The 21,504-nt window shown below is 60.8% G+C and carries 19 protein-coding genes; 12 read left to right on the forward strand and 7 right to left on the reverse strand.

What is annotated here, in order from left to right:
• The 5 genes from QM600_RS08390 to QM600_RS08410 form a co-directional block, all read left to right on the forward strand.
• Positions 1-725: proton-conducting transporter membrane subunit (locus QM600_RS08390; protein WP_502942914.1), on the forward strand; the 725-nt coding region annotated here is incomplete at its 5' end.
• Positions 722-2,338, forward strand: a complete 1,617-nt coding sequence (locus QM600_RS08395; RefSeq protein WP_283261004.1) for an NADH-quinone oxidoreductase subunit M — start codon at positions 722-724, stop codon at positions 2,336-2,338. The genes QM600_RS08390 and QM600_RS08395, both read left to right, overlap by 4 nt.
• Positions 2,335-3,909: an NADH-quinone oxidoreductase subunit NuoN gene (gene nuoN / locus QM600_RS08400; protein WP_283261005.1), complete on the forward strand. Its 1,575-nt coding sequence runs from the start codon at positions 2,335-2,337 to the stop codon at positions 3,907-3,909. The genes QM600_RS08395 and nuoN overlap by 4 nt, the downstream gene beginning before the upstream one ends.
• Positions 3,910-3,941: 32 nt before the next feature.
• Positions 3,942-4,619 carry a lysoplasmalogenase gene (locus tag QM600_RS08405; protein WP_283261006.1) on the forward strand — a complete coding sequence of 226 codons (678 nt, stop codon included), beginning with the start codon at positions 3,942-3,944 and terminating at the stop codon, positions 4,617-4,619.
• 36 nt (positions 4,620-4,655) lie between these two features.
• Positions 4,656-5,285, forward strand: a complete 630-nt coding sequence (locus QM600_RS08410; protein WP_283261007.1) for a class I SAM-dependent methyltransferase — start codon at positions 4,656-4,658, stop codon at positions 5,283-5,285.
• 64 nt (positions 5,286-5,349) lie between these two features.
• Here the strand turns inward: QM600_RS08410 and QM600_RS08415 are convergent, their stop codons facing one another.
• From QM600_RS08415 to QM600_RS08425, 3 genes are all read right to left on the reverse strand, one after another.
• Positions 5,350-6,606 carry a DUF1214 domain-containing protein gene (locus QM600_RS08415; RefSeq protein ID WP_283261008.1) on the reverse strand — a complete coding sequence of 419 codons (1,257 nt, stop codon included), beginning with the start codon at positions 6,604-6,606 and terminating at the stop codon, positions 5,350-5,352.
• Positions 6,607-6,650: 44 nt separating this feature from the next.
• Positions 6,651-7,274, reverse strand: coding sequence for a TetR/AcrR family transcriptional regulator (locus QM600_RS08420; RefSeq protein ID WP_283261009.1), 624 nt, complete (start codon positions 7,272-7,274; stop codon positions 6,651-6,653).
• A 66-nt stretch (positions 7,275-7,340) separates the two neighbouring features.
• Positions 7,341-7,577, reverse strand: coding sequence for an RGCVC family protein (locus QM600_RS08425; protein WP_283261010.1), 237 nt, complete (start codon positions 7,575-7,577; stop codon positions 7,341-7,343).
• A gap of 524 nt (positions 7,578-8,101) precedes the next feature.
• Between QM600_RS08425 and QM600_RS29795 the strand changes: the two genes are divergently transcribed.
• Positions 8,102-8,299 carry a serine hydrolase gene (locus QM600_RS29795; protein ID WP_283261011.1) on the forward strand — a complete coding sequence of 66 codons (198 nt, stop codon included), beginning with the start codon at positions 8,102-8,104 and terminating at the stop codon, positions 8,297-8,299.
• Between the two features lie 155 nt (positions 8,300-8,454).
• On the opposite strand, the gene QM600_RS08435 is transcribed toward QM600_RS29795, so the two are convergent.
• A complete protein-coding gene (locus tag QM600_RS08435) occupies positions 8,455-9,894 on the reverse strand; it encodes a serine hydrolase domain-containing protein (protein WP_283261012.1) in 1,440 nt (479 codons plus the stop codon).
• Positions 9,895-10,174: 280 nt separating this feature from the next.
• A complete protein-coding gene (locus QM600_RS08440) occupies positions 10,175-11,581 on the reverse strand; it encodes a serine hydrolase (protein WP_283261013.1) in 1,407 nt (468 codons plus the stop codon).
• A 308-nt stretch (positions 11,582-11,889) separates the two neighbouring features.
• On the opposite strand from QM600_RS08440, the gene QM600_RS08445 reads away from it, so the two are divergent.
• The 6 genes from QM600_RS08445 to menC all read left to right on the forward strand — a co-directional run bounded on the left by QM600_RS08445 (position 11,890) and on the right by menC (position 19,308).
• The gene (locus tag QM600_RS08445; RefSeq protein ID WP_283261014.1) at positions 11,890-13,494 is read left to right on the forward strand and encodes an ABC transporter substrate-binding protein; all 1,605 of its coding nucleotides are present in this window, start codon (positions 11,890-11,892) and stop codon (positions 13,492-13,494) included.
• Between the two features lie 44 nt (positions 13,495-13,538).
• Complete coding sequence (locus tag QM600_RS08450; RefSeq protein WP_283261015.1) at positions 13,539-14,552, forward strand: ABC transporter permease; 1,014 nt, start codon at positions 13,539-13,541, stop codon at positions 14,550-14,552.
• Between the two features lies 1 nt (position 14,553).
• Positions 14,554-16,458 carry a dipeptide/oligopeptide/nickel ABC transporter permease/ATP-binding protein gene (locus QM600_RS08455; protein WP_283261016.1) on the forward strand — a complete coding sequence of 635 codons (1,905 nt, stop codon included), beginning with the start codon at positions 14,554-14,556 and terminating at the stop codon, positions 16,456-16,458.
• Positions 16,455-17,246: an ABC transporter ATP-binding protein gene (locus QM600_RS08460; RefSeq protein WP_283261017.1), complete on the forward strand. Its 792-nt coding sequence runs from the start codon at positions 16,455-16,457 to the stop codon at positions 17,244-17,246. Before QM600_RS08455 ends, QM600_RS08460 begins: the two co-directional genes overlap by 4 nt.
• A gap of 117 nt (positions 17,247-17,363) precedes the next feature.
• Complete coding sequence (locus QM600_RS08465) at positions 17,364-18,185, forward strand: GNAT family N-acetyltransferase (protein WP_283261018.1); 822 nt, start codon at positions 17,364-17,366, stop codon at positions 18,183-18,185.
• Positions 18,175-19,308: an o-succinylbenzoate synthase gene (gene menC / locus QM600_RS08470; protein ID WP_283261019.1), complete on the forward strand. Its 1,134-nt coding sequence runs from the start codon at positions 18,175-18,177 to the stop codon at positions 19,306-19,308. The genes QM600_RS08465 and menC overlap by 11 nt, the downstream gene beginning before the upstream one ends.
• A 75-nt stretch (positions 19,309-19,383) precedes the next feature.
• Here the strand turns inward: menC and QM600_RS08475 are convergent, their stop codons facing one another.
• Positions 19,384-20,319, reverse strand: a complete 936-nt coding sequence (locus QM600_RS08475; RefSeq protein ID WP_283261020.1) for an alpha/beta fold hydrolase — start codon at positions 20,317-20,319, stop codon at positions 19,384-19,386.
• Between the two features lie 32 nt (positions 20,320-20,351).
• A complete protein-coding gene (locus tag QM600_RS08480; protein WP_283261021.1) occupies positions 20,352-21,431 on the reverse strand; it encodes a dipeptidase in 1,080 nt (359 codons plus the stop codon).
• Positions 21,432-21,504 lie beyond the last annotated feature (73 nt).

The raw sequence follows: 21,504 nt of genomic DNA on the forward strand, positions 1-21,504 counted from the left end.
CCATCATCGGTGTTCCGCCGTTTGCCGGGTTCTTCTCCAAGGACAAGATCATCGAAGTTGCCATCGGTGAAGGCGGCCTCAAGGGCATCGTTCTCGGCATCGTCACCCTGCTGGGGGCCGGACTCACCGCGTTCTACATGACGCGCGTGATGCTGATGACCTTCTTCGGAAAGCCTCGATGGGAGAACCAGGAACCCCACGAGTCCCCCGCTGTGATGACGTCGCCGATGATCCTGCTCGCGGTGGGCTCCGTTGTCGGGGGAATTCTGCTGACCGTCGGATCCAGCTTGCAGAACTGGCTCGAGCCCGTTGTCGGATCTCATCACGTCGAACCACCGATACCGGCGTGGAGCATCACTGCGCTGGCGCTCATCGTGGTTGCGGCCGGCGTCGGAGTTGCCTACCGCGAGTACGCCACCCGGGAAATCCCCCGAGAAGCCCCCACTTCCGTTTCACCACTGACCGTCGCGGCACGCCGCGACCTGTACGGTGACGCCTTCAACGAAGCGGTATTCATGAAGCCCGGCCAACAACTCACTCAGGCTTTGGAAGTGGTCGACACCAAGGGCATCGATGGCATAGTGAACAGCTTCGCCGTTGTCGTCACCGGGCTGTCGACTCTTGTCCGCAGGCTGCAAACCGGCTTTGTTCGTTCGTACGCCCTGGTGATGTTTGTCGGGGCAACACTGGTAGTCGCGACGATGATGGCGGTGACACTGTGGTGACCCAACTTGTGGCGGCCGAGACCGTTGCGAACAGCGGTTTTCCCGCCCTGACTGCCTTGTGGTTGCTCCCCCTCGTGGGTGCCGCTGTAGTCGTCGCACTGCCGGCCCGGTCGCATCAACTCGCCAAATACGTCGCGCTCGCAATGTCGTTGGCCGTACTCGTGATCGCCGTTGTTCTCGGAAGCAAATACGACCGCGGCGGAGAACAATTCCAGTTTGTCGAGAGGCACAGTTGGATTCCGGCCTTCGGAACCAGCTACACACTCGGTTTGGACGGCATTGCACTGGTTTTGGTGCTCCTGACCGCAGTCCTGGTTCCACTGCTCTTGGTTGCCGGTTGGCACGATGTTCCCGCGGTTCCGCTCGATACTCCGGATGCCGCGCCACGACGCCTGCCGCATACGTACTTCGCGCTGATCCTGGTTGTCGAGTCGATGGTTCTGGTCTCGTTCAGCGCGCTCGACGTCCTGCTCTTCTACATCTTCTTCGAGGCAATGCTGATCCCGATGTACTTCCTCATCGGCGGTTTCGGTGGAGCCAACCGATCGCGCGCAGCGGTGAAGTTCCTGCTTTACAACCTGCTCGGCGGCTTGGTCATGCTCGCGGCTGTCATCGGGCTCTACGTTGTCACGGCCCGTGCAGAAAGCCCTTTCAGCGCAGGCACTTTCGATTTCCGGGCGATCGCGACTGTGGCAGCAAACGGCGATCTGGGTGTCGGACCGGGAGTTCTCAACACGTTGTTCCTCGGATTCATGTTCGCGTTTGCCGTCAAGGCGCCGCTCTGGCCACTGCACAGTTGGTTGCCTGATTCGGCGGTGGAATCCACGCCGTCGACCGCGGTTTTGATGATGGCCGTCGTGGACAAGGTGGGCACCTTCGCGATGATTCGCTACTGCCTGCAACTGTTCCCCGAGTCGTCCGCAACTTTCGCTCCGTGGATCATCGCCCTCGCGGTCGTGGGAATTGTCTACGGCGCAATCCTGGCTATCGGGCAGACCGACATCATGCGACTCATCGCCTACACGTCGATTTCGCACTTCGGGTTCATCATTCTCGGGATCTTCGCGATGACCAGCCAAAGCCAGGCCGGGTCGACGCTCTACATGGTCAATCACGGAATCTCGACGGCGGCACTGTTCTTGATTGCGGGATTCCTTGTCTCGCAGCGAGGTACACGAGCAATCGCGGCGTACGGGGGCGTCCAGAAAGTCGCCCCGGTTCTTGCCGGCACCTTCCTGGTTGCCGGACTCGCAACGCTGTCCCTACCGGGACTTGCACCGTTCATCAGTGAATTCCTGGTTTTGATCGGCACGTACTCGCGGTATCACGTAGCCGCAATCATTGCGACTGTTGCACTGGTCTTGTCCGCGATCTACATTCTGTGGCTCTACCAGCGCGTGATGGGTGGACCCGAGAAGGAAGGGTCCGACAAGATTCGAGATCTGGTGCGCCGCGAAATCATCGTCGTGGCACCGTTGCTCGCGCTACTCCTCTTGCTTGGCATCTACCCCAAGCCTGCTCTCGACATCATCACCCCTGCAGTTAGTCACACGTCCGTCGATCAGGCGCCGACACCGCTGATCGCTGACGCCGACGGAGGTACCCACAAATGAGTTCCTTCGATGCCCTTAACCACTCACCAAGTATCGAATACGGTCTGGTCGCGCCCATGTTGATCGTGTTCGGGGTAGCCGTAGCGGGAGTGTTGGTCGAAGCATTTGCACCACGTAGCCTGCGCTATCCGGTCCAACTGGTTCTGGGCATCGGCGGATTGGCAGCAGCATTTGTTGCCGTTGTCCTGCTGGCGGGAACAAAGTCCGTGGCCATGATGGGTTCTGTTGCCATTGACGGCCCAACCTTGTTCTTGCAGGGCACAATTCTGCTGGTCTCGATTGCCGCAGTACTGCTTGTTGCTGAACGCGGATCGGGAAACACCCTCCCCGAATCGCCGAGCCACGACACTCTCGGGAGCTTCACACCGCAAGCGTCGAGTGTCCCGGGAAGTGTTGCCGAGCAGGAAGCCACCAAGGCCGGGATCGCTCAGACCGAGGTTTTCCCACTCACCCTGTTCGCGGTAGGTGGGATGCTCCTGTTTCCTGCTTCCAACGACCTCCTGACGATGTTTGTCGCGCTCGAAGTGTTTTCACTGCCGCTGTATCTGCTGTGCGGACTGGCGCGTCGACGCCGTCTCCTGTCGCAGGAAGCTGCGATGAAATACTTTCTGCTCGGGGCATTTTCGTCGGCGTTCTTCGTCTTTGGAATTGCCATGCTCTACGGCTATGCGGGCACGGTCGATCTCGCCGGGATTGCCGACGCCGCCCGCATCGGCACGGAGAACGACTCCTTCCTGTGGCTCGGTACGGCTCTCGTCGCGGTGGGCCTGCTGTTCAAAGTCGGTGCCGTGCCGTTTCATTCGTGGATCCCGGACGTCTATCAGGGTGCACCCACCCCGATCACCAGTTTCATGGCCACGGCCACCAAGATCGCCGCGTTCGGGGCAATCCTGCGAATCTTCTACGTGGCGCTGCCCAACGAGTATGTGAATTGGCGCCCGCTGATGTGGGGCGTCGCGATCCTCACGATGATTGTCGGTTCGATTGTCGCCGTCACCCAGACCGATATGAAGCGAATGCTCGCCTACTCGGCCATCGCACATACCGGATTCATCCTGACTGGCGTTGTCGCCGATTCCGATGCCGGTCTGTCTGCGACGATGTTCTATCTCCTCGCCTACGGTTTCAGTACCGTGGGCGCCTTCGCCGTCGTCAGCCTTGTCCGGGACGCCGACGGAGAAGTTGCCGAACTTTCTCGCTGGGCCGGATTGGGTAGGCGCTCACCACTTATCGCGGCTGTGTTTGCACTGTTCCTTCTGGCCTTCGCCGGAATCCCTTTGACCAGTGGGTTTATCGGGAAGTTCGCGGTGTTCCGCGCTGCCGCGGAGGGCGGCGCTGTTCCTCTCGTCATTGTCGGAGTCCTGTGTAGCGCGATTGCCGCGTACTTCTACGTTCGTGTCATCGTGTTGATGTTCTTCACCGATCCGGTGGACGACGCACCCACCGTTGTTGTTCCGAGCGCCCTCACCAGTAGTGTCATCGGCCTCGGCGCTGGTGTCACTCTCATTCTCGGCATCCTCCCCCAGCCTGCACTCGACGTGGCCGAGCGCGCCGCGGAGTTCATTCGCTGAGTGCCGACGCTCATGCCCGATACTCTCAGACAATGACAAAGGACATGAGTCTCGATAACCGCAGCAACCGGATATTCGACACTATGCGAAGCCCGTGGTTCATTGCCTTTGCCACTGTCGCCGTCGCGCACCTGATCCTCAATGCTGCGGACGCGTCACCGTGGGACGGCATCACCAAGGTCATGCTTGCACCACTACTGGCAGCGTGGGTCATAGCTGATCGAGGCCCGCGTATTGTCGCCGCAGCACTCATTGCCTGCGCCTTCGGCGACCTGTTCCTCATCTGGGACGGCACATTCATCGTCGGCATGGCGGCCTTCGCCATCGGCCATATCTGCTTCATCCGATTCTTCATCTCCCGCGGCGCGCTGGCGGAAGTCCGCCGCAACCCGTGGGTTCTCATCGCCTATACCGCTGCGGCCATCGCTCTCGTTTGCTACACCTGGTCCGGCCTGGGCGATCTCACGATCCCCGTCCCGATCTATGCCGCGATTCTTGTCGGCACAGCAGCAACCTCATTGACTTACAACAAGATTGCCGGCGTGGGCGGGGCACTGTTCCTCGCATCTGACGCGATGATCCTATTGGGACAGGCGGACAAGTGGCGGCCTGAGCCGGCCGATATCTGGATCATGACCACCTACGTCCTCGCCCTGCTGCTCCTGACAATCGGCATCCTCAGCCGTGAACGCCAGACATCAACGGGCTGAGGCCGCCGATACGTGATCTCTCGGTACCATCCCAAGATGACTACACCCACACCCCATGAGCGCACCCCCAGCCAGTGGGAAGAAATTGTGGCCGTCGACTCGACGCATTCCACACGATATGTGGAGCGATTCAGGTCAATGGTGGCGGAAGGCAAAGACATCGTCGGTGAGGCTCGACTGATCGACGCGATGCTGGGCCGCGGGGGACGAGTTCTCGATGCAGGCTGCGGACCGGGCAGATTGGGCGGCTACCTGCACGAAGCCGGTCACGACGTTGTCGGCGTCGACGTCGATCCGGTGCTGATTGCCGCCGCCGAGGAAGACCATCCCGGGCCGACGTGGCTCGTCGGTGACCTTGCCGAGTTGGATCTGCCCGCCCGCGAAATTGCAGCCGATTTCGACGTCATCGTCTGTGCCGGCAATGTGGTGACCTTCCTGGCACCCTCGACCCGGCAGAGCGTCCTGGCCAGGTTCGCCCGTCATCTCGCCCCCACCGGCCGTGTAGTCATCGGGTTCGGAGCCGGGCGAGATTACGAATTCTCGGAGTTCCTTGCCGATGCCGAGGCCAGCGGACTTGCCGTGGATCTCTTACTCGAGACGTGGGATTTGCGCCCGTTCACTGACAATTCCGGGTTCCTGGTCGCGGTTTTTTCTCGCAAGCACTGAACCTCGTCGATGCACCGAAAGACGTCCCCGCGGGGACGTCTTTCGGAGACAGACTTTCGATGAGCTAGCGCTGGTAGCGTGCCAATACGGCCCGGCGCCGACGATCGAGCACCGACTTCCTGTCGTCTGCCGATATCCGTTCGACACCGGCCAGTTCCTCCGCCAGGTCCGCGAACTTCACCACTCGCACAGTCGGTGTCGGCAGATCGTCAGTGTCGGCAAGCCACCACCGGTACACGCATCGGGTGAACCGGTTCCCGGCTGTGTCGAGCCAGTTGGCCACGCCCGGATCGCGGTGTGCGACGACGGCCCGAAAGACGCCACCATCCAGCACTGCCTGGTGTCCGTTCAACGAGGTCTGGCGGAACGTGTAATCCAGTGACTGCCCCCAGTAGTCGCCAAGATGGATGTTCCAGAAATGGCAGGCGGGCGGCGACACCTCGATGATGACTGCTTCGTCCTCGTCGATCTCGAAACTACCTCCGCCATACGCGATGTAACCGGTGTCGGAGGCGTAATTGTCGCTGACCACCGGCTGGGTGCGAAGTATGTTGCGGTCGCCCGCGCGAGCTGCATACATGGCTGCCCAGTAATCCGAGAATCCGTCGACGAATTCACCGACTCTCGTCACCTGACTGGCGATCACAACCGGGTCCGATACCGGCCCAGTCCCCGAGAAGTCAAGTCGCTCAATGGAAATATGATGGGGTCCTTCATTCTCCCAGTCATAGAAGTACTGCCGGATCATCAGCTTCGTCGCAGCAGGATCCATCGGTAGCCAGTTCCCGTCCTGGCGCTCGGCGCTGATGATCACCTCGAAATTGCCGTCCGCTCCCAAGGTGATTCCACCCGGATTCGAGATCGCCCCGAGGGTGCCGGCCGTCGCAGCCTTGAACGCGGCCGCGAAATCTCTTCGCTCCAGCGCGGCGCGGTCGAGGTTCTCATAGAGATTGACGGAGTCGTACAGCGTGAGCCCCAGATACCGCGCGCACCCACCGGTGCCTGTCAGTCGATATGTCCCGGTCGCATCGAGAGTTGCGTGACCGAACAGGCAGTCCGGCGACTCTGTCGCATATCGCTTCGTATTGTCTTGGAGGTGACCAACTTCCGGATATTCCGGGTCCGCACTGAACACCATCTGTTCCAGGCCCGCATTGAGAAGATTAAGCAGGTATCGGTATCCCGCCGAACGCATCGTGGGGTCGACGGATACCGGGTCACGCGTGACGAGGTCGCCGGCAGACCGTAGGTCGTCACACATCTTTGCCCAGGCTGCATCCAGGGCAGCATTTTCGGATTCAGGACGAGAAGGAGCGTCCATCTTTGCTCATTTCTGTTTGTCGGTAGTTTCGAATGCGTTAGTAGTCAGAGTGATTGCGGGGCCGACAACGCGGTGACGGCCACCACCAGAACGTGTTCGACATAGTCATCGAAAGTTCCTGTAGCAGTGCCGATTCCGAGCGCAGTACGTTTCATGTGCATGGCGATCGCGGAGAATGCCATGTTGAACATCATCGAAGTTCGCTCGGCGGCCTGATCCTCGGACAAATGTGTCAATGAATCCACCAACCGTTGATGGATTTCACGGTTCACATTGCCGGGAGAATCAAGATCTGCACCGAAATAGTCAACCGTAGGAAGGAGTCTCACAATGAATTCGGCATAGTTCGCGCCATCGGCAGATCCGCTGACCGAGGCGGCAAAGGGAACGATTGACGCCTCGACGAGTGCTCGCAATTCGCGACCACGGCCGTCCGCGTCGAGTGCCGCCAAGAAAGCGCGTCGAGCCTCTGCGATTGCCACCACGCGGCGACGAAACACTTCGACCAGCAGTTGATCGCGTCCACCGAAGTGGTACTGGACTGCGGACGTATTACGTTGGCCCGCAATGTTTGCTACATCTCGCATCGACAGCGCGTCGACGCCCTGGGTGCCCAGTAGTCGCTCCGCGACATCGACCATTGCACTTTTGGGGTCTGCAGATGCCATGCACGACGGTATAACGCACTGCATTAAATTGTCAATGCAGTGCGTTAATTTGGTACCGGATGCAGCTCAGTACCGGGTGTAGTGCTGCTGGCTCGCATGTTCATCAGGGCAGATGCACTTTCGGTCAAGGTTCCGATCCGAGGTCACGGCGCAGAATCGAATTCCGAGCGGATCGTGGGAATCCAGACTGTGCCCACAGGCCGGGCAGGACGGCGTCGAGTCGGTCGGTCCCGCTTCCTGTTGTGGGGTAGCCGACTGAGAAACGTCGGCAGAATTCGACACATCAGTGGGGTTCGAAGCCATGGCGGTTCTCCAATTCTCGGCCGTTCGACTTCAGACCGATTTGGGCGCCGAGGACGACATGGCTTGACGGCGCATGTTCGAATTGCCCTCGACATCCTCCACGCTACCCGCTTCCGCCGAAACAATCGGATCCGCCGATACCCGACCCCACCCACCGTCATGCCACCGCTGGACCCGTTGCACCAGCAACAACGGGGTCCTCGGAGGAGCCTGTCCGCCGGTTCCGTTCCGCGGCGCCGCCTTGGCCATCGATCTCTCGACCCTCTTCGGCGGCGGACGCTAAACACTGATCGAGGCGCATGAACGGTTCACTAGTCCCCCCGTAGCGGTTTCACCGGTACCTGAGGACTGGCACCGCCGGTCCGCGGTCGATGTGCAAACTCCCCGAGGCAGGCGGGGTTGACCCGATGAGAACCGGAGCAAGAGCCATCATGCTGGTCGGCCTGTGCAGCGCTATGATTGCCGGAGCAGTAATCAGTTGCAGCACAGACAAATCCACGGACACGGCCCCAACTGACAAAATCATGGACTCCGCCACAACCGCCGCGCTCGATGCGATTGTCGACGCGGCAGTGAACTCGACGGGAATTCCCGTTGCGGTGGTAGGCATTTGGGGACCGGACGGGTCATACGTCAAAGCTGCGGGAGTCACCGACACGACCACTGGGGCCCCGATGGACACCAACTTCTACCACCGGATCGGTAGCGTCACAAAAACATAGCCACAGGCCGGTTCCGCAACTCGTGCGGAACCGGCCTAGATTCTCGCACCCGGAACCTCGACGCCATGTCGGCAGCTACTCCCACCATTGCTCGTGAAGTCCCCACTGGTGCACAGTACGGATCGATCGGAGGCTCCGCCGTCGTCCCGGGAGGACTAAGCCACTCGCTTGGCTGTCCGGCCACCGAATTCCAGCATCACAGCGCGTCCGGTGTCGTCGGTGACGAAGCGTCCCAACGCTCGCGTGGTATCCGCACGAGCAGCGAAGTTGCTGTCAGTGACGAAGGCTATCGGGATCGCCGGCGGCCACACGATGTCCTCGTACTCGCCGAGGTCTTGTGCACTACCCATCCGGACGCCGATTCCCTCGTCACCAAGGGCGACCGTCATCGTCAGGGAGCCGGCTTGATACTTGCCCACGACCGCGTCGACCGCAGCGGGGGTGAGTTCGACCAGGTCGAGCGAAACGGGCGCGGGCAGTTCCGCGATGTTGCTCATGCACCAATCGACAACCTTCTTGCCGATTCCTCCACCGAGCGCATTGGTCAGAACTGTGACGGCAAAGTTCTTCTCAGGAACTGTCATGAACTCGGAGACCTGGAGATTGCTCACGTTTCCGCCGTGCCTGACGACCTGTGTGGTGCCGTATCTGGTCAGCAGCCATCCCAGACCGACCTCTTCGAACATCATTGCCGCCGGCCGCTGCGGTGCCTGCATCAGCAACCGTGTGGGCTCTTCGAGCGGCTGACCCCCTCCGGGGTGTTCGCCCGAGAGTGCGTAGCGTGCCCAGACGAGTTGATCCCGCACCGAGGACCACATTCCGCCGCAGGGCGTCATGCCGCGGTCGAGTCCGGTTTCGTTGGAAACGAACGGGACATCGTCGCGAATGTAGTGACCGAGTGCAAACCGATGAGTCATCACGTCCCAGGGCAGGAAGGCTGAATCCATCATTTCGAGAGGTTCCAGGACTCGCTGTTTGACCAACTCTTCGAAAGTCAGCCCGCTAATCTTGGCCACGACGTGTCCGGCGAGAACGAAACCGGAATTGCTGTAGGAGAAGACCTCACCGACCGGGAATTCTTGTCGCAGCTCGTTCAGTCGCGAAACCGAGCGTCCCAATGCGTCTTCGCCCCAGCCTGCCGAGAGGCTGGCGTCGCCGGTAAATCCACCGGTGTGGGTAAGGAGGTGTCGCATGGTGACTGTGCGGGTAGCTTCTTCATCGGCGAAGGCGAGCTCGGGTACGTATTCGACCACCGGGGTGTCAAGGTTGAGCAAGCCGTCCTCGACAAGTGCCATGGCAGCAGTCGCGGCGAAAACCTTTGTAGTGGAGCCGATCATGAACATAGTCTTGTCGGTGACCGGAAGTTGGGTGACGACGCTCTCGATACCGCTGGTGACGACGATGTCCGTGTCACCGTGCACGATGCCGACCGAGACGCCGGGGATGTTCGCCTCGAACCTCCACTGGTCGACGAGTTCCTGCAACTGTTCTTGCATCTTTGATTCCTCGATTTCGCCGGCGTTCTGTGTTGCTGTTTCTTCGGTTGGTGTGAATCTGGGGTGAAGGTCGTCGTGGACCAGTGGTCGGTCGCTCATGTATGCCCTTCGAATCGGAGGAACTACTTCGTGCAAATCGCCAATGTGTAAATCGTTGTCGTAAAGCTTATCCAGGACGCGGTTGAGCTACCGACAACTCCATCTTCACGACCGACCTGACGCATGTCTCGGACGATCCTCAAGAAAATCAAGCCACTTTTCGTCCCGTCGCACCAAATCCGAATCGTCAACCCGAAGCCGGTGATCCGACGCAGAATCCGGATGATAAAAGCCTGACCGGGGATGCTCTTGTCGGGACAGGTCTTTCGCGATTTATTGTCTAGTTGGAGTTGTCCTTCTGGATGAGGAGCATCGCGTCGTCCGTGGGATCGAAATACAGCTTCGGGTCGGCGACAAGCGCGGCGTCTTCACCATGGGTTTGCATGGTAACCACCCAGGCGCGATCGTCGTGCTCCAGATACCAGGTGCCGGCAAGAACTCCGATGGAGCTGCCACCCTTGAATCCGCCGTAGGTGAACCATTTCGCAGATTCGTCACTGAGCGCAGGGTCCTCGGCCAGGATATCCCGAATCGGGGCGCCGCTCTCGGGCTTCGCCATCTCTTGCAACGAGACCAGCGCCGCGCGCAGGTCCGCGGGGGTGGCAAACCAGTCGATATAGAACGGCCATGCCGGCGACGTGAATGCCGTCGGCGGGATGTCGACTAGGCCGGTCGATAGCGCTGCGAGTATCACCCGTCGCTCGTCCGGGGTCCCGTCGCGCCATGAGATCCGTTGTGCGCCTTCACCTCCGCAGCCGAGTTGAAAAAGAGCTCGGGTCGGCTTGAGCGGGATGTTCCGCGAGGGATCCGCCATACCCATTGCTACAAACGTGGATTCAACCTGTTCATGCCCGAGCGCGGCGATCAGCATGTCGGTCGCGGTGTTGTCGCTGATCGAGATCATCTTTCCGGCAGTTTCCCGGACGGTCACTTCGGTTCCCGATGGCAGGTCTTGCATGGTCCCGCCGGGCATCGACTTGAGGTCGTCGGTGATGGTGAGCTTCTGATCCCACGAGAGTGTCCCGTTCTTGACAGCCGTCGCGACCGCGCCGAGAACGTACAGCTTGATCGTTGACCCTGTGGGCTGGGGTGAGGTATCCCCGACGCTGAAGACTTCGGCGTTCTTTCCTCCGGTGACCTCGATGACGGTCAGATTGGTCGGTGCGGGTAGGGCTTTGACGGCTGTCGCGAGTTCCTGCCACGACGCTGCCGGAACATGAGGCTCCGGGGTCGGTGTGATCGCCATGCCCGCGATCAGGCCGTTGCCGTCGACGACGACGTTCATGTCGAGGTGACCGCCGGTGGTACTGGTGATGGAAACGGTGCCGTCGGTGACTCCACCCTTGTAATCGACTGTGGTACAAGGCTTTCCGGCTCGCATCGAGTCGAAGTCCGCGGGCGTGAGAACGACGGGTGCGTTGGGGCCGAAGTGCGCGGAGGTCTCCTCCGGGGTCAGAGATGTGCTCATGTTGACCGCATTCAGAAGCCAGGCGATCTGTTTTCCGACGGCGCTGTCAGGGACCGTGACTGCCGCGAGCGCCTCGGTGGTCGAGACGCTCGTGCTGCTTTCCGAGTCATTCGCGATATCAGATCCGGAACTGCACGCGGCCAGCGCGACTACTGCTGCGGAGACAATGGCCACCAGTGCAAGGGGGCGACCCTTCCTTCGTGTGTTGTCGAAATTCATAGATCCACCTCATCAGCAGTCGCATCTCTGCACATCGGCCTGAGGTACCGAGGCACTCAGCCTGAAGTACTGAATCGTGTAAACCTCGAGTACCGCCAACGACAGGCACGTCTTGACCAACAAACGCGACAGGTCAGCGGCCGCGGGCTGATGACGATTCGGGTTTGGTGGGACTGGACGAAAAGTGGCTTGATTTTCTTGAGAATCGGCCGAGACATACGTCACGCCGATCGTGAAGATTTAGCAGTCAGTAAGTCAACCTGCGTCCAACCGATTCGCTCGGCCCCACGCTCTTTCACGGAGGCACTATGAAACACCGGTCCTATCCCACACTTGCGGCAGCAGCCGGGCTCGCCCTCGTGTTGTCTGCGTGTGGCTCCGGAAGCACCAATGCAGGCGGCTCCGGTGGTGGCGATCCCGTCACGGACGGTACGTTCCGGTTCGGACTTCAGGCCGACCCTGGCGCACTCAACCCGATCATGGCAGCGTCGACGGCAACGGCGGAGATCTCCAAGCTGGCGTACGACTACCTGGTCTTTCAGGACCCCGAGACCAGCGTCATCGGACCGTGGCTCGCGGAAAAGTGGGAAGAGACGCCCACGTCGGCGACCTTCACCATTCGTGACGGGGTGACCTGCACGGACGGGTCCACCCTGACCGCCCAGACCATCGCCGACAACGTCAACTTCGTCGCGGACCCCGCCAACGGCTCGCAGATGCGCGGCACCACCGTTCCGTCGACAGCATCGGCCACAGCAGACCTCGCGACCCGTACGGTCACTGTCTCCACCCCGGCTGCCAGCCCGTTCCTGCTGCTCAACCTCGCCCGGCTGCCCATCGTCTGCGACGGCGCCTTGAAGGATCCGACCGCCGCAAACAAGGCTTCGCTCGGCACCGGCATGTTCAAGGTCACCGAGGTCGTTCCCAACGACCACTACACGTTCGAGCGCCGCGACGGCTACAACTGGGGCCCGGACGACACCACCTCGGAAACACCGGGCATCCCCAAGACGGTCATCGCGTCCATGATTCCGAACGTGAGCACCGCAGCCAACCAGCTGCTGAACGGCGAAATCAACGCCGTGGCGATCTCCGGCCCGGACAAGGCCCGTGTCGACTCCGCCGATCTGACCGTCGTCGAGCGTCCAGTTCCGGCCGGTCAGATGTACTTCAACCACCTGGCCGGTAACCCGACCAGCGACCCCGCCGTGCGTAAGGCTCTGGTCCAGGCTGTCGATCTCGACGACATCACCCAGGTTCTCACCGCCGGTCAGGGAGTCCGTGCGACCAGCTTCGTCGCCCTCGAACCCCGCGCCTGCATCTACAACTCGGTGGAAGGCAACCTTCCGACATTCGACCTCGATGCTGCGAAGGCAACCCTGAACGCCGCAGGCTGGATTGCCGGCTCCGACGGCAAGCGCAGCAAGGACGGCATTGCCCTCAAGCTCCGCATGTACTACGACGGTGTCGACGACTCGCGCAACGCAGCAGTCGAGATGGCACAGACAGCCTGGAATGCCCTCGGCGCAGTGGTCGAGGTGACCGGTGGCGATTCCAACAAGGTCATCGACGTCATGGCCAGCGGCAAGGACAACTCCGCCTGGGACATCGGCTGGATTCAGATCAACAACACCGTGCCCAGCGCGTTCACCGGCTTCTTCGCCGGACCGGTTCCGCCGGCGGGCAAAAACTTTTCGTCGCTCAGCAATGCCGCGTACGAGGCAGGCGCAACCAAGGCCTCCACCCTGACCGGCGACGCAGCATGTGATGCCTGGGCAGCTGCCGAGTCCGAGATCGTCAAGTCGGTCGACGCGGTGCCGTTCGCGAATTCGGTCAACAACACCTACTTCTCCAAGTCCGGACTCGCATTCGGTAAGACCTACACCGGACCCGCACTGCGCGTCTACAAGTAGGCAGTTCCACCGTCCCAGCATCCAGCCCCTCGGAAAGACAGCCCATGAGTCAAACAATTGAAGCCGCGACACCACAAGCGGCACCGTCGGCTCGAAAGAAGTTATTCGAGTCCGACAGCTGGCCTGCGTACCTTCTGCGCCGCCTAGGCACGTTCGTGGTCTCTCTCTGGGCGCTGGTGACGGCGGCCTTCCTGATGCTCCAGCTGATTCCGGGCGATCCCGTCCGGTTGGCACTGGGACTGAACGCCCCGGTCGAGCTTGTCGAGTCGACGAGGTCGCAACTCGGTTACGACCTTCCGCTGTACCAGCAGTACTTCCGCTTCATCGGTGGTCTGCTCAGTGGCAATCCGGGTGACTCGATCACCTTGAGGACTCCGGTCCTCGAGGTGATCGAGTCCCGGTTGCCCGCCACGCTCGAACTGGCCTTCCTCACGGTCATCACCGTGCTGGTCATCGGTATCCCGATCGGGCTCATCTTCGCGGCGCTGACCCGAGGTGGCCGTAGGCGCGGAGTCGAGATCGGTTACACCGCAACGTCGGGCACCATCGCTGTCATTCCGGAGTTCATGTTCGGTACGGCATTGGTCTACCTGTTCGCCGTCACGTTCCCGATCCTTCCGGTCGCTGGACGAGGTGGACCGGAAAGCTACATCCTCCCGGTTGCCGCCATGTCCATCGGCACCATTGCTTCCATGTCGCGCATCGTGCGCGCCGAGGCTCTCAGCGTGCTCGACATGGACTACATCCGAACGGCACGCGCCAAGCGGATGTCCGCGGCGCGCATGTACTTTCGTCACGCAATGCCCAACCTCCTGACCTCCACGCTGACGCTGGCCGGTCTCCTGTTGGGTGGCCTCATCGCCGGAACCGTGCTCATCGAAAGCATTTTCGCTTGGCCGGGAATGGGATTGGCCTTGGTCAAGGCCATCACCGAGAAGGACTATCCACTCGCCCAGACACTGGTCGTGATCTACGGCAGCATCGTCCTCCTCATCAATTTCATCGTCGACGTGGTGCTCGCTCTGATCGACCCACGATCCACCATCCGGGAGAACTGAGTTGAGCACCTCACCTACGGTCGAAACGGCCGCCACGACGCCTCCTCGTCGGCACTGGCCGGTCCAGACTTTCCGCACTCCCCTGGGAATGCTGGCTCTCACCTTTCTGACAGCCCTGATCGCACTGGTGATCTTCGGACCGATCATCTGGGGCGACGCCGCTGTCGTCGGCAACCCCAAGGCGCTCTCCCAGGGTCCGAGTTCCGAACACATCTTCGGCACCGATGCCGGTGGACGAGATGTCTTCGCCCGCACCATGACCGCGGCACGGTTGTCCGTCCTCATGGCACTGAGCGCCGTGGGCCTCGGTGTCGCGTTGGGCCTGTTCCTCGGAACACTCCCGCTGCTCGCTCCCCGCCGGATCGGTCGGTTCGTCGTGGCCTTCCTCAACTTCGCCATCGCCTTCCCCGGATTGCTCCTGGCGATCTTCCTGCTCGTCGTGCTCGGACAGGGCTCCGGCAGTGCCGTAATAGCGATCGGTCTCGCCATGGCCTCACCGTTCGCCCGACTGACCTACGCACTGTCCTCTTCGGTGAACGGCCGCGACTTCATCGACGCTGCACGCATCCTCGGAGTCACCAAGCCCGGCTTGCTGTTCCGGCACATCCTTCCCAACATCCGCGAACCACTCATCGTCAACGCCAGCATCTCCGTCGGCAGCGGACTCGTCGTCTTCGCCGGCCTGTCGTTCCTCGGCCTGGGCATCCAGCCGCCGGCCTTCGACTGGGGTCGCATGCTCAACGAAGGTCTGTCGAAGATCTTCGTCAACCCCGCCACCGCACTGGCACCCGGCATCGCCGTCGTACTCTCCGGCCTGACCTTCACGTTGGTCGGCGAGGCCATCGCCCGCGGCGCGGGTGTTCGCAGCCCCATCAGCAGCAAGCTCCCCAAATGGAACCCGATCAACAAGGCCACGAGCGAGCCTAAGTCGGCTCTGTCCGAGGGTGCTACGCAATCGACTCCGGTGGACGACAACGCTGTTCTCACCGTCCGCAACATGTCCGTCGCAGTTCCGGCGGGCAACGTCTGGCGTCGACCTGTCGACAACATCAGCTTCACTGTCCACCGCGGTGAAACTGTCGGTATCGTCGGCGAATCCGGTTCCGGAAAGTCACTCAGCTGCATGGCGATCTCGCAGCTGACCGATCACCCGACGGTCGTCGACGCAGGCCTGATCGAATTCGACGGCACGGTCCTGATGAAGGACGGAAAGCGGCCGGAAGGTTCTGCCGCACGCAAGATCGCCCGCCAACTCGGAACGCGCATGTCCATGGTGTTCCAGGACCCCATGTCCTCGATGAACCCGTCCCTCAAGGTCGGGTACCAGGTCGCCGAGATCGGCTGGCTGCACGAGGGAATGAGCAAGGCGGAAGCAAAGAAGGCTGCCGTCGACCGTCTCACCGCAGTGAAGATCCCCGACGCTCCTCACCGTGCGAAGCAGTACCCACACGAGTTCTCCGGCGGTATGCGTCAGCGTGCCATGATCGCCATGGGTCTGATGGGCAAGCCTGCACTGATCATCGCGGACGAACCCACCACCGCACTCGACGTCACCGTCCAGCGTGAGGTTCTGGGACTGCTGCACGAGGTTCGCGAAGAGACCGGTGCCGCAATCCTTCTCATCTCGCACGACATGGCCGTCATCACCGGAATGTGCACGCGCGTCCTGGTCATGTTCGCCGGAAACATCGTCGAGGACATCGCCGTGAACGATCTGGTCGCCGGCCGCTCACAGCACCCGTACACCCGCGCGCTGATCGCCGCGGTCCCCACCATGACCACCGACCGCGACAAGCCGCTCGCCACCGTCGACGAAGTCTGGCAGGTCGAGAGCCTCGGCACTATGCCGAGCACCGTAGATGCCGAGTTGGAAGAGCTGGTTGCAGCTGCAGAGGAGATCCGATGAGCGGGCTGGAATTTCGCGACGTCAACGTCCATCTCGGAAACGGAACCAAACGATTCCATGCCGTCAAGAACATCAACCTCCACATCCCGTCGGGATCGATAGTCGGTCTGGTCGGTGAATCAGGCTCCGGAAAGTCCACTCTGGCACGAGCAACGGTCGGTCTGGCTGAGCCGAGTTCCGGGCAGATTCTCCTCGACGGTGTCGACGTGGCTCACGCTCGAGGTGCCACCGCCCGTCTGCGCCATACCATCCAAATGGTGTTCCAGGATCCGTACTCCTGCCTGGACCCTCGCATGACCATCGGCCAGTCACTGGCCGAGGCGCTGCGCTCCACCGAACGCCGCGACAAGACCAAGCGCAGCCGTTCGGCGCGAGACACCGAGGTGGCCCGGTTACTCGCCACGGTCCAACTCCCCACCGAGAAGGCCCACGACTACCCAGGTTCGCTGTCCGGCGGTCAGCGTCAGCGCGTCGCGCTGGCCCGGGCACTCGCCGCTGCGCCGTCCGTGTTGCTCGCCGACGAGATCACCTCTGCACTGGACGTGTCCGTGCAGGGCGCAGTCCTGAATCTCCTGGTGGATCTACAGAAACAGCTGGGTCTGACGGTTCTGTTCGTCAGTCACAATCTCGCGGTGATCCGCTACGTCTGTGACCACGTCGCAGTCATGCTCGGCGGCGAGATCATCGAGCACGGGACGATTCTCGACGTGATCGATTCTCCTCGTGAGGCGTACACGGCCAAGCTGTTGTCCGCGATTCCGCAATTCGGAGAGCCGATGTTCCGATGACAAAGCTGACAACCCTCGATTCGCCGTTCGGCGAGCATACTCTCGTGTCCGCAATCGCTCCGAGTCCGACATCGGTTGCGGGCGTTATTCGTTCGATCACGACTGAAGGGGACATTCGTGTCGAGAGGTAGTGCGGTTGAGTTTCGAGAACTGGTCGATACCCGCGAAATAGCCGATCTCTCTGCAGTTTTCGACGAGATCTGGGCGACTAGTCCCGGACCGGCGCATTTCGGCACGGCGATGCTCGTTGCGCTTCATCACGGTGGTCACTACGTAGTGGGAGCCTTTTCCGACGGCGAAATGATCGGCGGGTGCGTCGGATTCTTCGTCGAACCTCTCGGCGAAGTTCTGCACTCACACATTGCCGGAGTTCTCCCGGGGCACGCCGGCAAGGGAATCGGCCGTGAACTCAAGCATCACCAGCGAGACTGGTGCATCGAGCGCGGCGTCAGAACGATCCGTTGGACTTTCGACCCACTCGTCGCACGAAATGCCTACTTCAACATCCAGCGCCTCGGTGCTGAACCTGCCGAATACAATCCGGATTTCTACGGATCGATGGCAGACGGTATCAATGCCGGCGATGCCAGCGATCGTATGCTGGTGAGTTGGGACCTCAACGCCGAAGTGTCTCCGAGTTCCACTGTGGCCCTGGATGATAGATTCAAAATACTCCAACCCGCCGAAGACGGTATGCCTCGGATGGTCCCGATCCCGTCTGACTGCACCGACATCGCAGTGGGAATACCCCGGGACATAGAGCATCTGAGAACAATCGACCGCGCCTCTGCTTTCGCCTGGCGACACGCACTTCGCGAGCACCTCGAGCCACTCATTGCCTCGAAAGTATGGCAATCGACCGGATTCGACCCCAGCGGCTATTACACGTTCACTAAAATCTGCGAGATTACCGGAGAAGAGCAAGTCCATGCATATTGAGTCCGTCGAATTGCGCGAACTGCGCATCCCTCTCGTCTCCCCCTTCACCACGTCCTTCAGCACCCAACTCGAACGCAACACCCTCGTCCTGAAAGTGACCGGCACGACGGAGGGCCCCAACGGTCCGGTCGAAACTGTCGGATGGGGCGAGTGCGGTTCGCTGAGCGATCCTTACTACAACTCGGAGTACACGGCCGGGGCACGAACGATGCTGCGCGAGTACCTCGTTCCCACTCTTCGTAAGTCGCAGACGAACCAGCCACTGTCCGCCGAGACGGTCGGTAGCGTGCTCCACGGCATCATCGGTCACCAGATGTCCAAGTCATCCATCGAAATGGCGATCCTCGACGCCGAACTGCGTGCTCGCGGACAGTCATTCGCCCGTTACCTCGGCGCGACCCGCACCCGCGTCCCGTCCGGTGTGTCCGTCGGCATTCAGGACAGCATTCCGCAGTTGCTTGAGACCGTCGGCAATTATCTTTCGCAGGGTTACGTGCGAATCAAGCTGAAGATCAAGCCGGGCTGGGACATCGCTCCCGTCGAAGCCGTGCGCAAGGAATTCGGCTACGACGTGCCGCTGCAGGTCGACGCGAATGCCGCGTACACCCTCGTCGATACCCAATTACTGCGCCGGCTGGACGAATTCGCGCTGCTGCTCATCGAGCAGCCGCTTGCTGAGGACGATCTGGTGCAGCACGCCAAGCTCGCGCAGACCCTGTCGACTCCGATCTGCCTCGACGAGTCAGTCGAGTCGGCCAAGGATGCCGCCGACGCGATCACGCTCGGCGCCGCTTCGGTAATCAACATCAAGCCGAGTCGTGTCGGCGGATACCTGGAAGCCAAGCGCATCCATGATCTCGCCTCCGCACACGGTATTGCGGTGTGGTGCGGGGGAATGCTCGAGACCGGTATCGGCCGCGCAGCCAACACCGCTCTCGCTGCCCTGGACGGATTCACACTGCCCGGCGACATCTCGGCCTCGGACCGCTTCTACAAGGAAGACATCACCGAGCCGTTCGTCATCGAAGACGGCCACATCGCGGTGCCGCAGGGCCCCGGTTTCGGCGTGACGCCGCGCGAGGACGTCATGGAGCGCTTCACCGTCGGAACCGAGATTCTCTAAGTTCCACAACTGAAACAGCCACCTCAACTGTCATCCAGTGGAGGTGGCTGTTTCAGTTCGTGTCGGTGGGTGAGCCTAGTTCAGTTCGTCCATGAACGTCGTGAAGTGTTCGACGATCTCCTTCGATTTGGTGTGGTGCAGGTAGTGGTCCCCCTCGAGCAGCACCAACTCACCATGATCGACGGATGCTGCCTGCCCTTCGTGCAGCGCTGTCCAACCCTCGACCTTCGAATTCTGTACAGCAAACAACAGAATCGGAAGATCGACGGGGAACGTCTTGCCGATCGACGCAGCGAAGTTGCTGGAGAGATGGTCCATCTCGTTGAGGTACGTGTCGCTGAAGTTGTTCTTCGCGACCAGACGGCTCATTTCTTCCTTCTCCGCGTCATCGAGGTACGCATCTGTTTCGTCGTTACCCGCGAGCTTGGCCAGAACGTCGGAGAAGCCCAATTGCTTTGCAACTCTGAATACTCCGATCGGAAACTTCGTGTCCATGTTCGGCTGCCCCGGGACACTGCTGTCGATTCCCACGAAAGCGGTGACTTCGTCGCGGTACTTCTCGGTGTAGTCCAGCGCATAGATTCCGGTGACGGAGTGACCCATGAGGATGTACTGATCGATCCCCAGAGACTCCACAGTCGCATGTATCTCTTCGACGATGTTCTCGGTCGTCCGGCCCTTGTCCGTTGCGTCGCTGTATCCGTAGCCGAAGGGCTCGATCGTAACGACCCGATAGTCAGGCGCCAGTTCGTCGATCAGCGGTTTGAAGTCGAGAATCGGTGAGGACGTTCCGAACCCGGGTAGCAGCACGACGGTCTGATCGCCATTGCCGCGGATCGAGACGCTCATGTTCTTTCCGTCGACGGACACGAACTGATTGCCCGCTTCCCCGGTCGGGACGCTCGCCTTGCTGGAACCGATGTTGATCACGAACGCAATGGAAACCAGGACAACCAAAACAACGGATACCGAAGCAAGAGCTTTCAGTGCAACAGTTCGAATCTTCTTCATTTTCATCCTCATCTTCTCGGTCGTCGATACATCTAGGAAAGGCTCGATATCGAGGCCACGCTGGTCTCGTCGAGCACACGCAACACGTTGTTGCCCATGAGCTTTGCCAAGTCTTCCGCACACCAACCACGTTCGGCCAGTCGGTCGATCAACACCGCGAAACCAGATACGTCCTGCATACCGTCCGGAAAGTCGTCGAATCCGTCGTAGTCGCTACCGAGTCCGATGTGGTCGATGCCCGCGACGTCCCGGGCATGCTCGACGTGATCGGCGAGATGGTCCACCGTCATCGCCGGCCGAGGGCCGACCCGTCCGCCCTTGAACCAATCGTTGTACTCGACAGAAAGGAACATGGGCACAAACGCGATCATGATGACCCCGCCGTTGGCCACGAGAAGTCGCATGACCTCGTCGGGAACGTTGCGTGGGTGGCCACACAACTCCGAACAGGATGAATGACTGAAGATCACCGGCGCCGACGACGTCTCGATGGCGTCGCGCATCGTCTCCGTCGAGACGTGCGACAGATCTACGAGCACACCCAACCGGTTCATTTCGCGCACGATCTCCCGGCCGAAGTCGGTGAGACCGCCGTGTACTCGCGTATCCGTCGCGGAGTCTGCCCAACCGGTGTTGCCGTTGTGCGTGAGAGTCATGTACCGAAGGCCAAGGCGCGCCATCATTCTCAAGACGCCCAGAGAACTGCCGATGCTGTGACCACCCTCCGCACCGAGCAAGGACGCGATGCGGCCCTCGCTCCAGATACGACGCACGTCGTCACCGGTTCGCGCGAATTCGAATGTATCCGGATACCGCTCGATCATCCGATACACGTAGTCGATCTGTTCGAGTGTGTACTGAACCGCCTCGGCCTCGGTCATGTCGCACGGGGCATAGACCGACCAAAACTGCGCACCGACACCCCCACGCCCGAGTTTCTCGATATCGGTTTGGAAGTCGGAATCCTTCTCGAGATTTTCCACTGAGTAGCCCGCGGTCTCGCGAGCCGTCCACGCAAGATCGTTGTGACCGTCGATGACCGGCGCGAGGCCATAAGCATCCAGGGCTGCCGGGTGATTTACATCCGGAAAGGGAGCGAGCGGTTTCAGCATGATTTTTCCTCGAGAAAGTAGTGGGGGCAGGTCGAGGGCCCTCATCGCCCTCAACCTGCCCGAGATTCAGTGA

Source organism: Rhodococcus sp. IEGM 1379 (genome assembly GCF_030056815.1).
In the GTDB taxonomy this organism is placed as follows: Bacteria; Actinomycetota; Actinomycetes; order Mycobacteriales; family Mycobacteriaceae; genus Rhodococcus_F.

Bases quoted from the DNA above. Each gene is read 5' to 3' on its own strand.
- QM600_RS08450 (WP_283261015.1), top strand. From the start codon at position 13,539: ATGAGTCAAACAATTGAAGCCGCGACACCACAAGCGGCACCGTCGGCT.
- nuoN (WP_283261005.1), top strand. From the start codon at position 2,335: ATGAGTTCCTTCGATGCCCTTAACCACTCACCAAGTATCGAATACGGT.
- QM600_RS08460 (WP_283261017.1), top strand. From the start codon at position 16,455: ATGAGCGGGCTGGAATTTCGCGACGTCAACGTCCATCTCGGAAACGGA.
- QM600_RS08475 (WP_283261020.1), bottom strand. From the start codon at position 20,319: ATGAAGAAGATTCGAACTGTTGCACTGAAAGCTCTTGCTTCGGTATCC.
- QM600_RS08480 (WP_283261021.1), bottom strand. From the start codon at position 21,431: ATGCTGAAACCGCTCGCTCCCTTTCCGGATGTAAATCACCCGGCAGCC.
- QM600_RS08405 (WP_283261006.1), top strand. From the start codon at position 3,942: ATGACAAAGGACATGAGTCTCGATAACCGCAGCAACCGGATATTCGAC.
- menC (WP_283261019.1), top strand. From the start codon at position 18,175: ATGCATATTGAGTCCGTCGAATTGCGCGAACTGCGCATCCCTCTCGTC.
- QM600_RS08445 (WP_283261014.1), top strand. From the start codon at position 11,890: ATGAAACACCGGTCCTATCCCACACTTGCGGCAGCAGCCGGGCTCGCC.
- QM600_RS08440 (WP_283261013.1), bottom strand. From the start codon at position 11,581: ATGAATTTCGACAACACACGAAGGAAGGGTCGCCCCCTTGCACTGGTG.
- QM600_RS08410 (WP_283261007.1), top strand. From the start codon at position 4,656: ATGACTACACCCACACCCCATGAGCGCACCCCCAGCCAGTGGGAAGAA.
- QM600_RS08420 (WP_283261009.1), bottom strand. From the start codon at position 7,274: ATGGCATCTGCAGACCCCAAAAGTGCAATGGTCGATGTCGCGGAGCGA.
- QM600_RS29795 (WP_283261011.1), top strand. From the start codon at position 8,102: ATGGACTCCGCCACAACCGCCGCGCTCGATGCGATTGTCGACGCGGCA.
- QM600_RS08435 (WP_283261012.1), bottom strand. From the start codon at position 9,894: ATGAGCGACCGACCACTGGTCCACGACGACCTTCACCCCAGATTCACA.
- QM600_RS08425 (WP_283261010.1), bottom strand. From the start codon at position 7,577: ATGGCTTCGAACCCCACTGATGTGTCGAATTCTGCCGACGTTTCTCAG.
- QM600_RS08415 (WP_283261008.1), bottom strand. From the start codon at position 6,606: ATGGACGCTCCTTCTCGTCCTGAATCCGAAAATGCTGCCCTGGATGCA.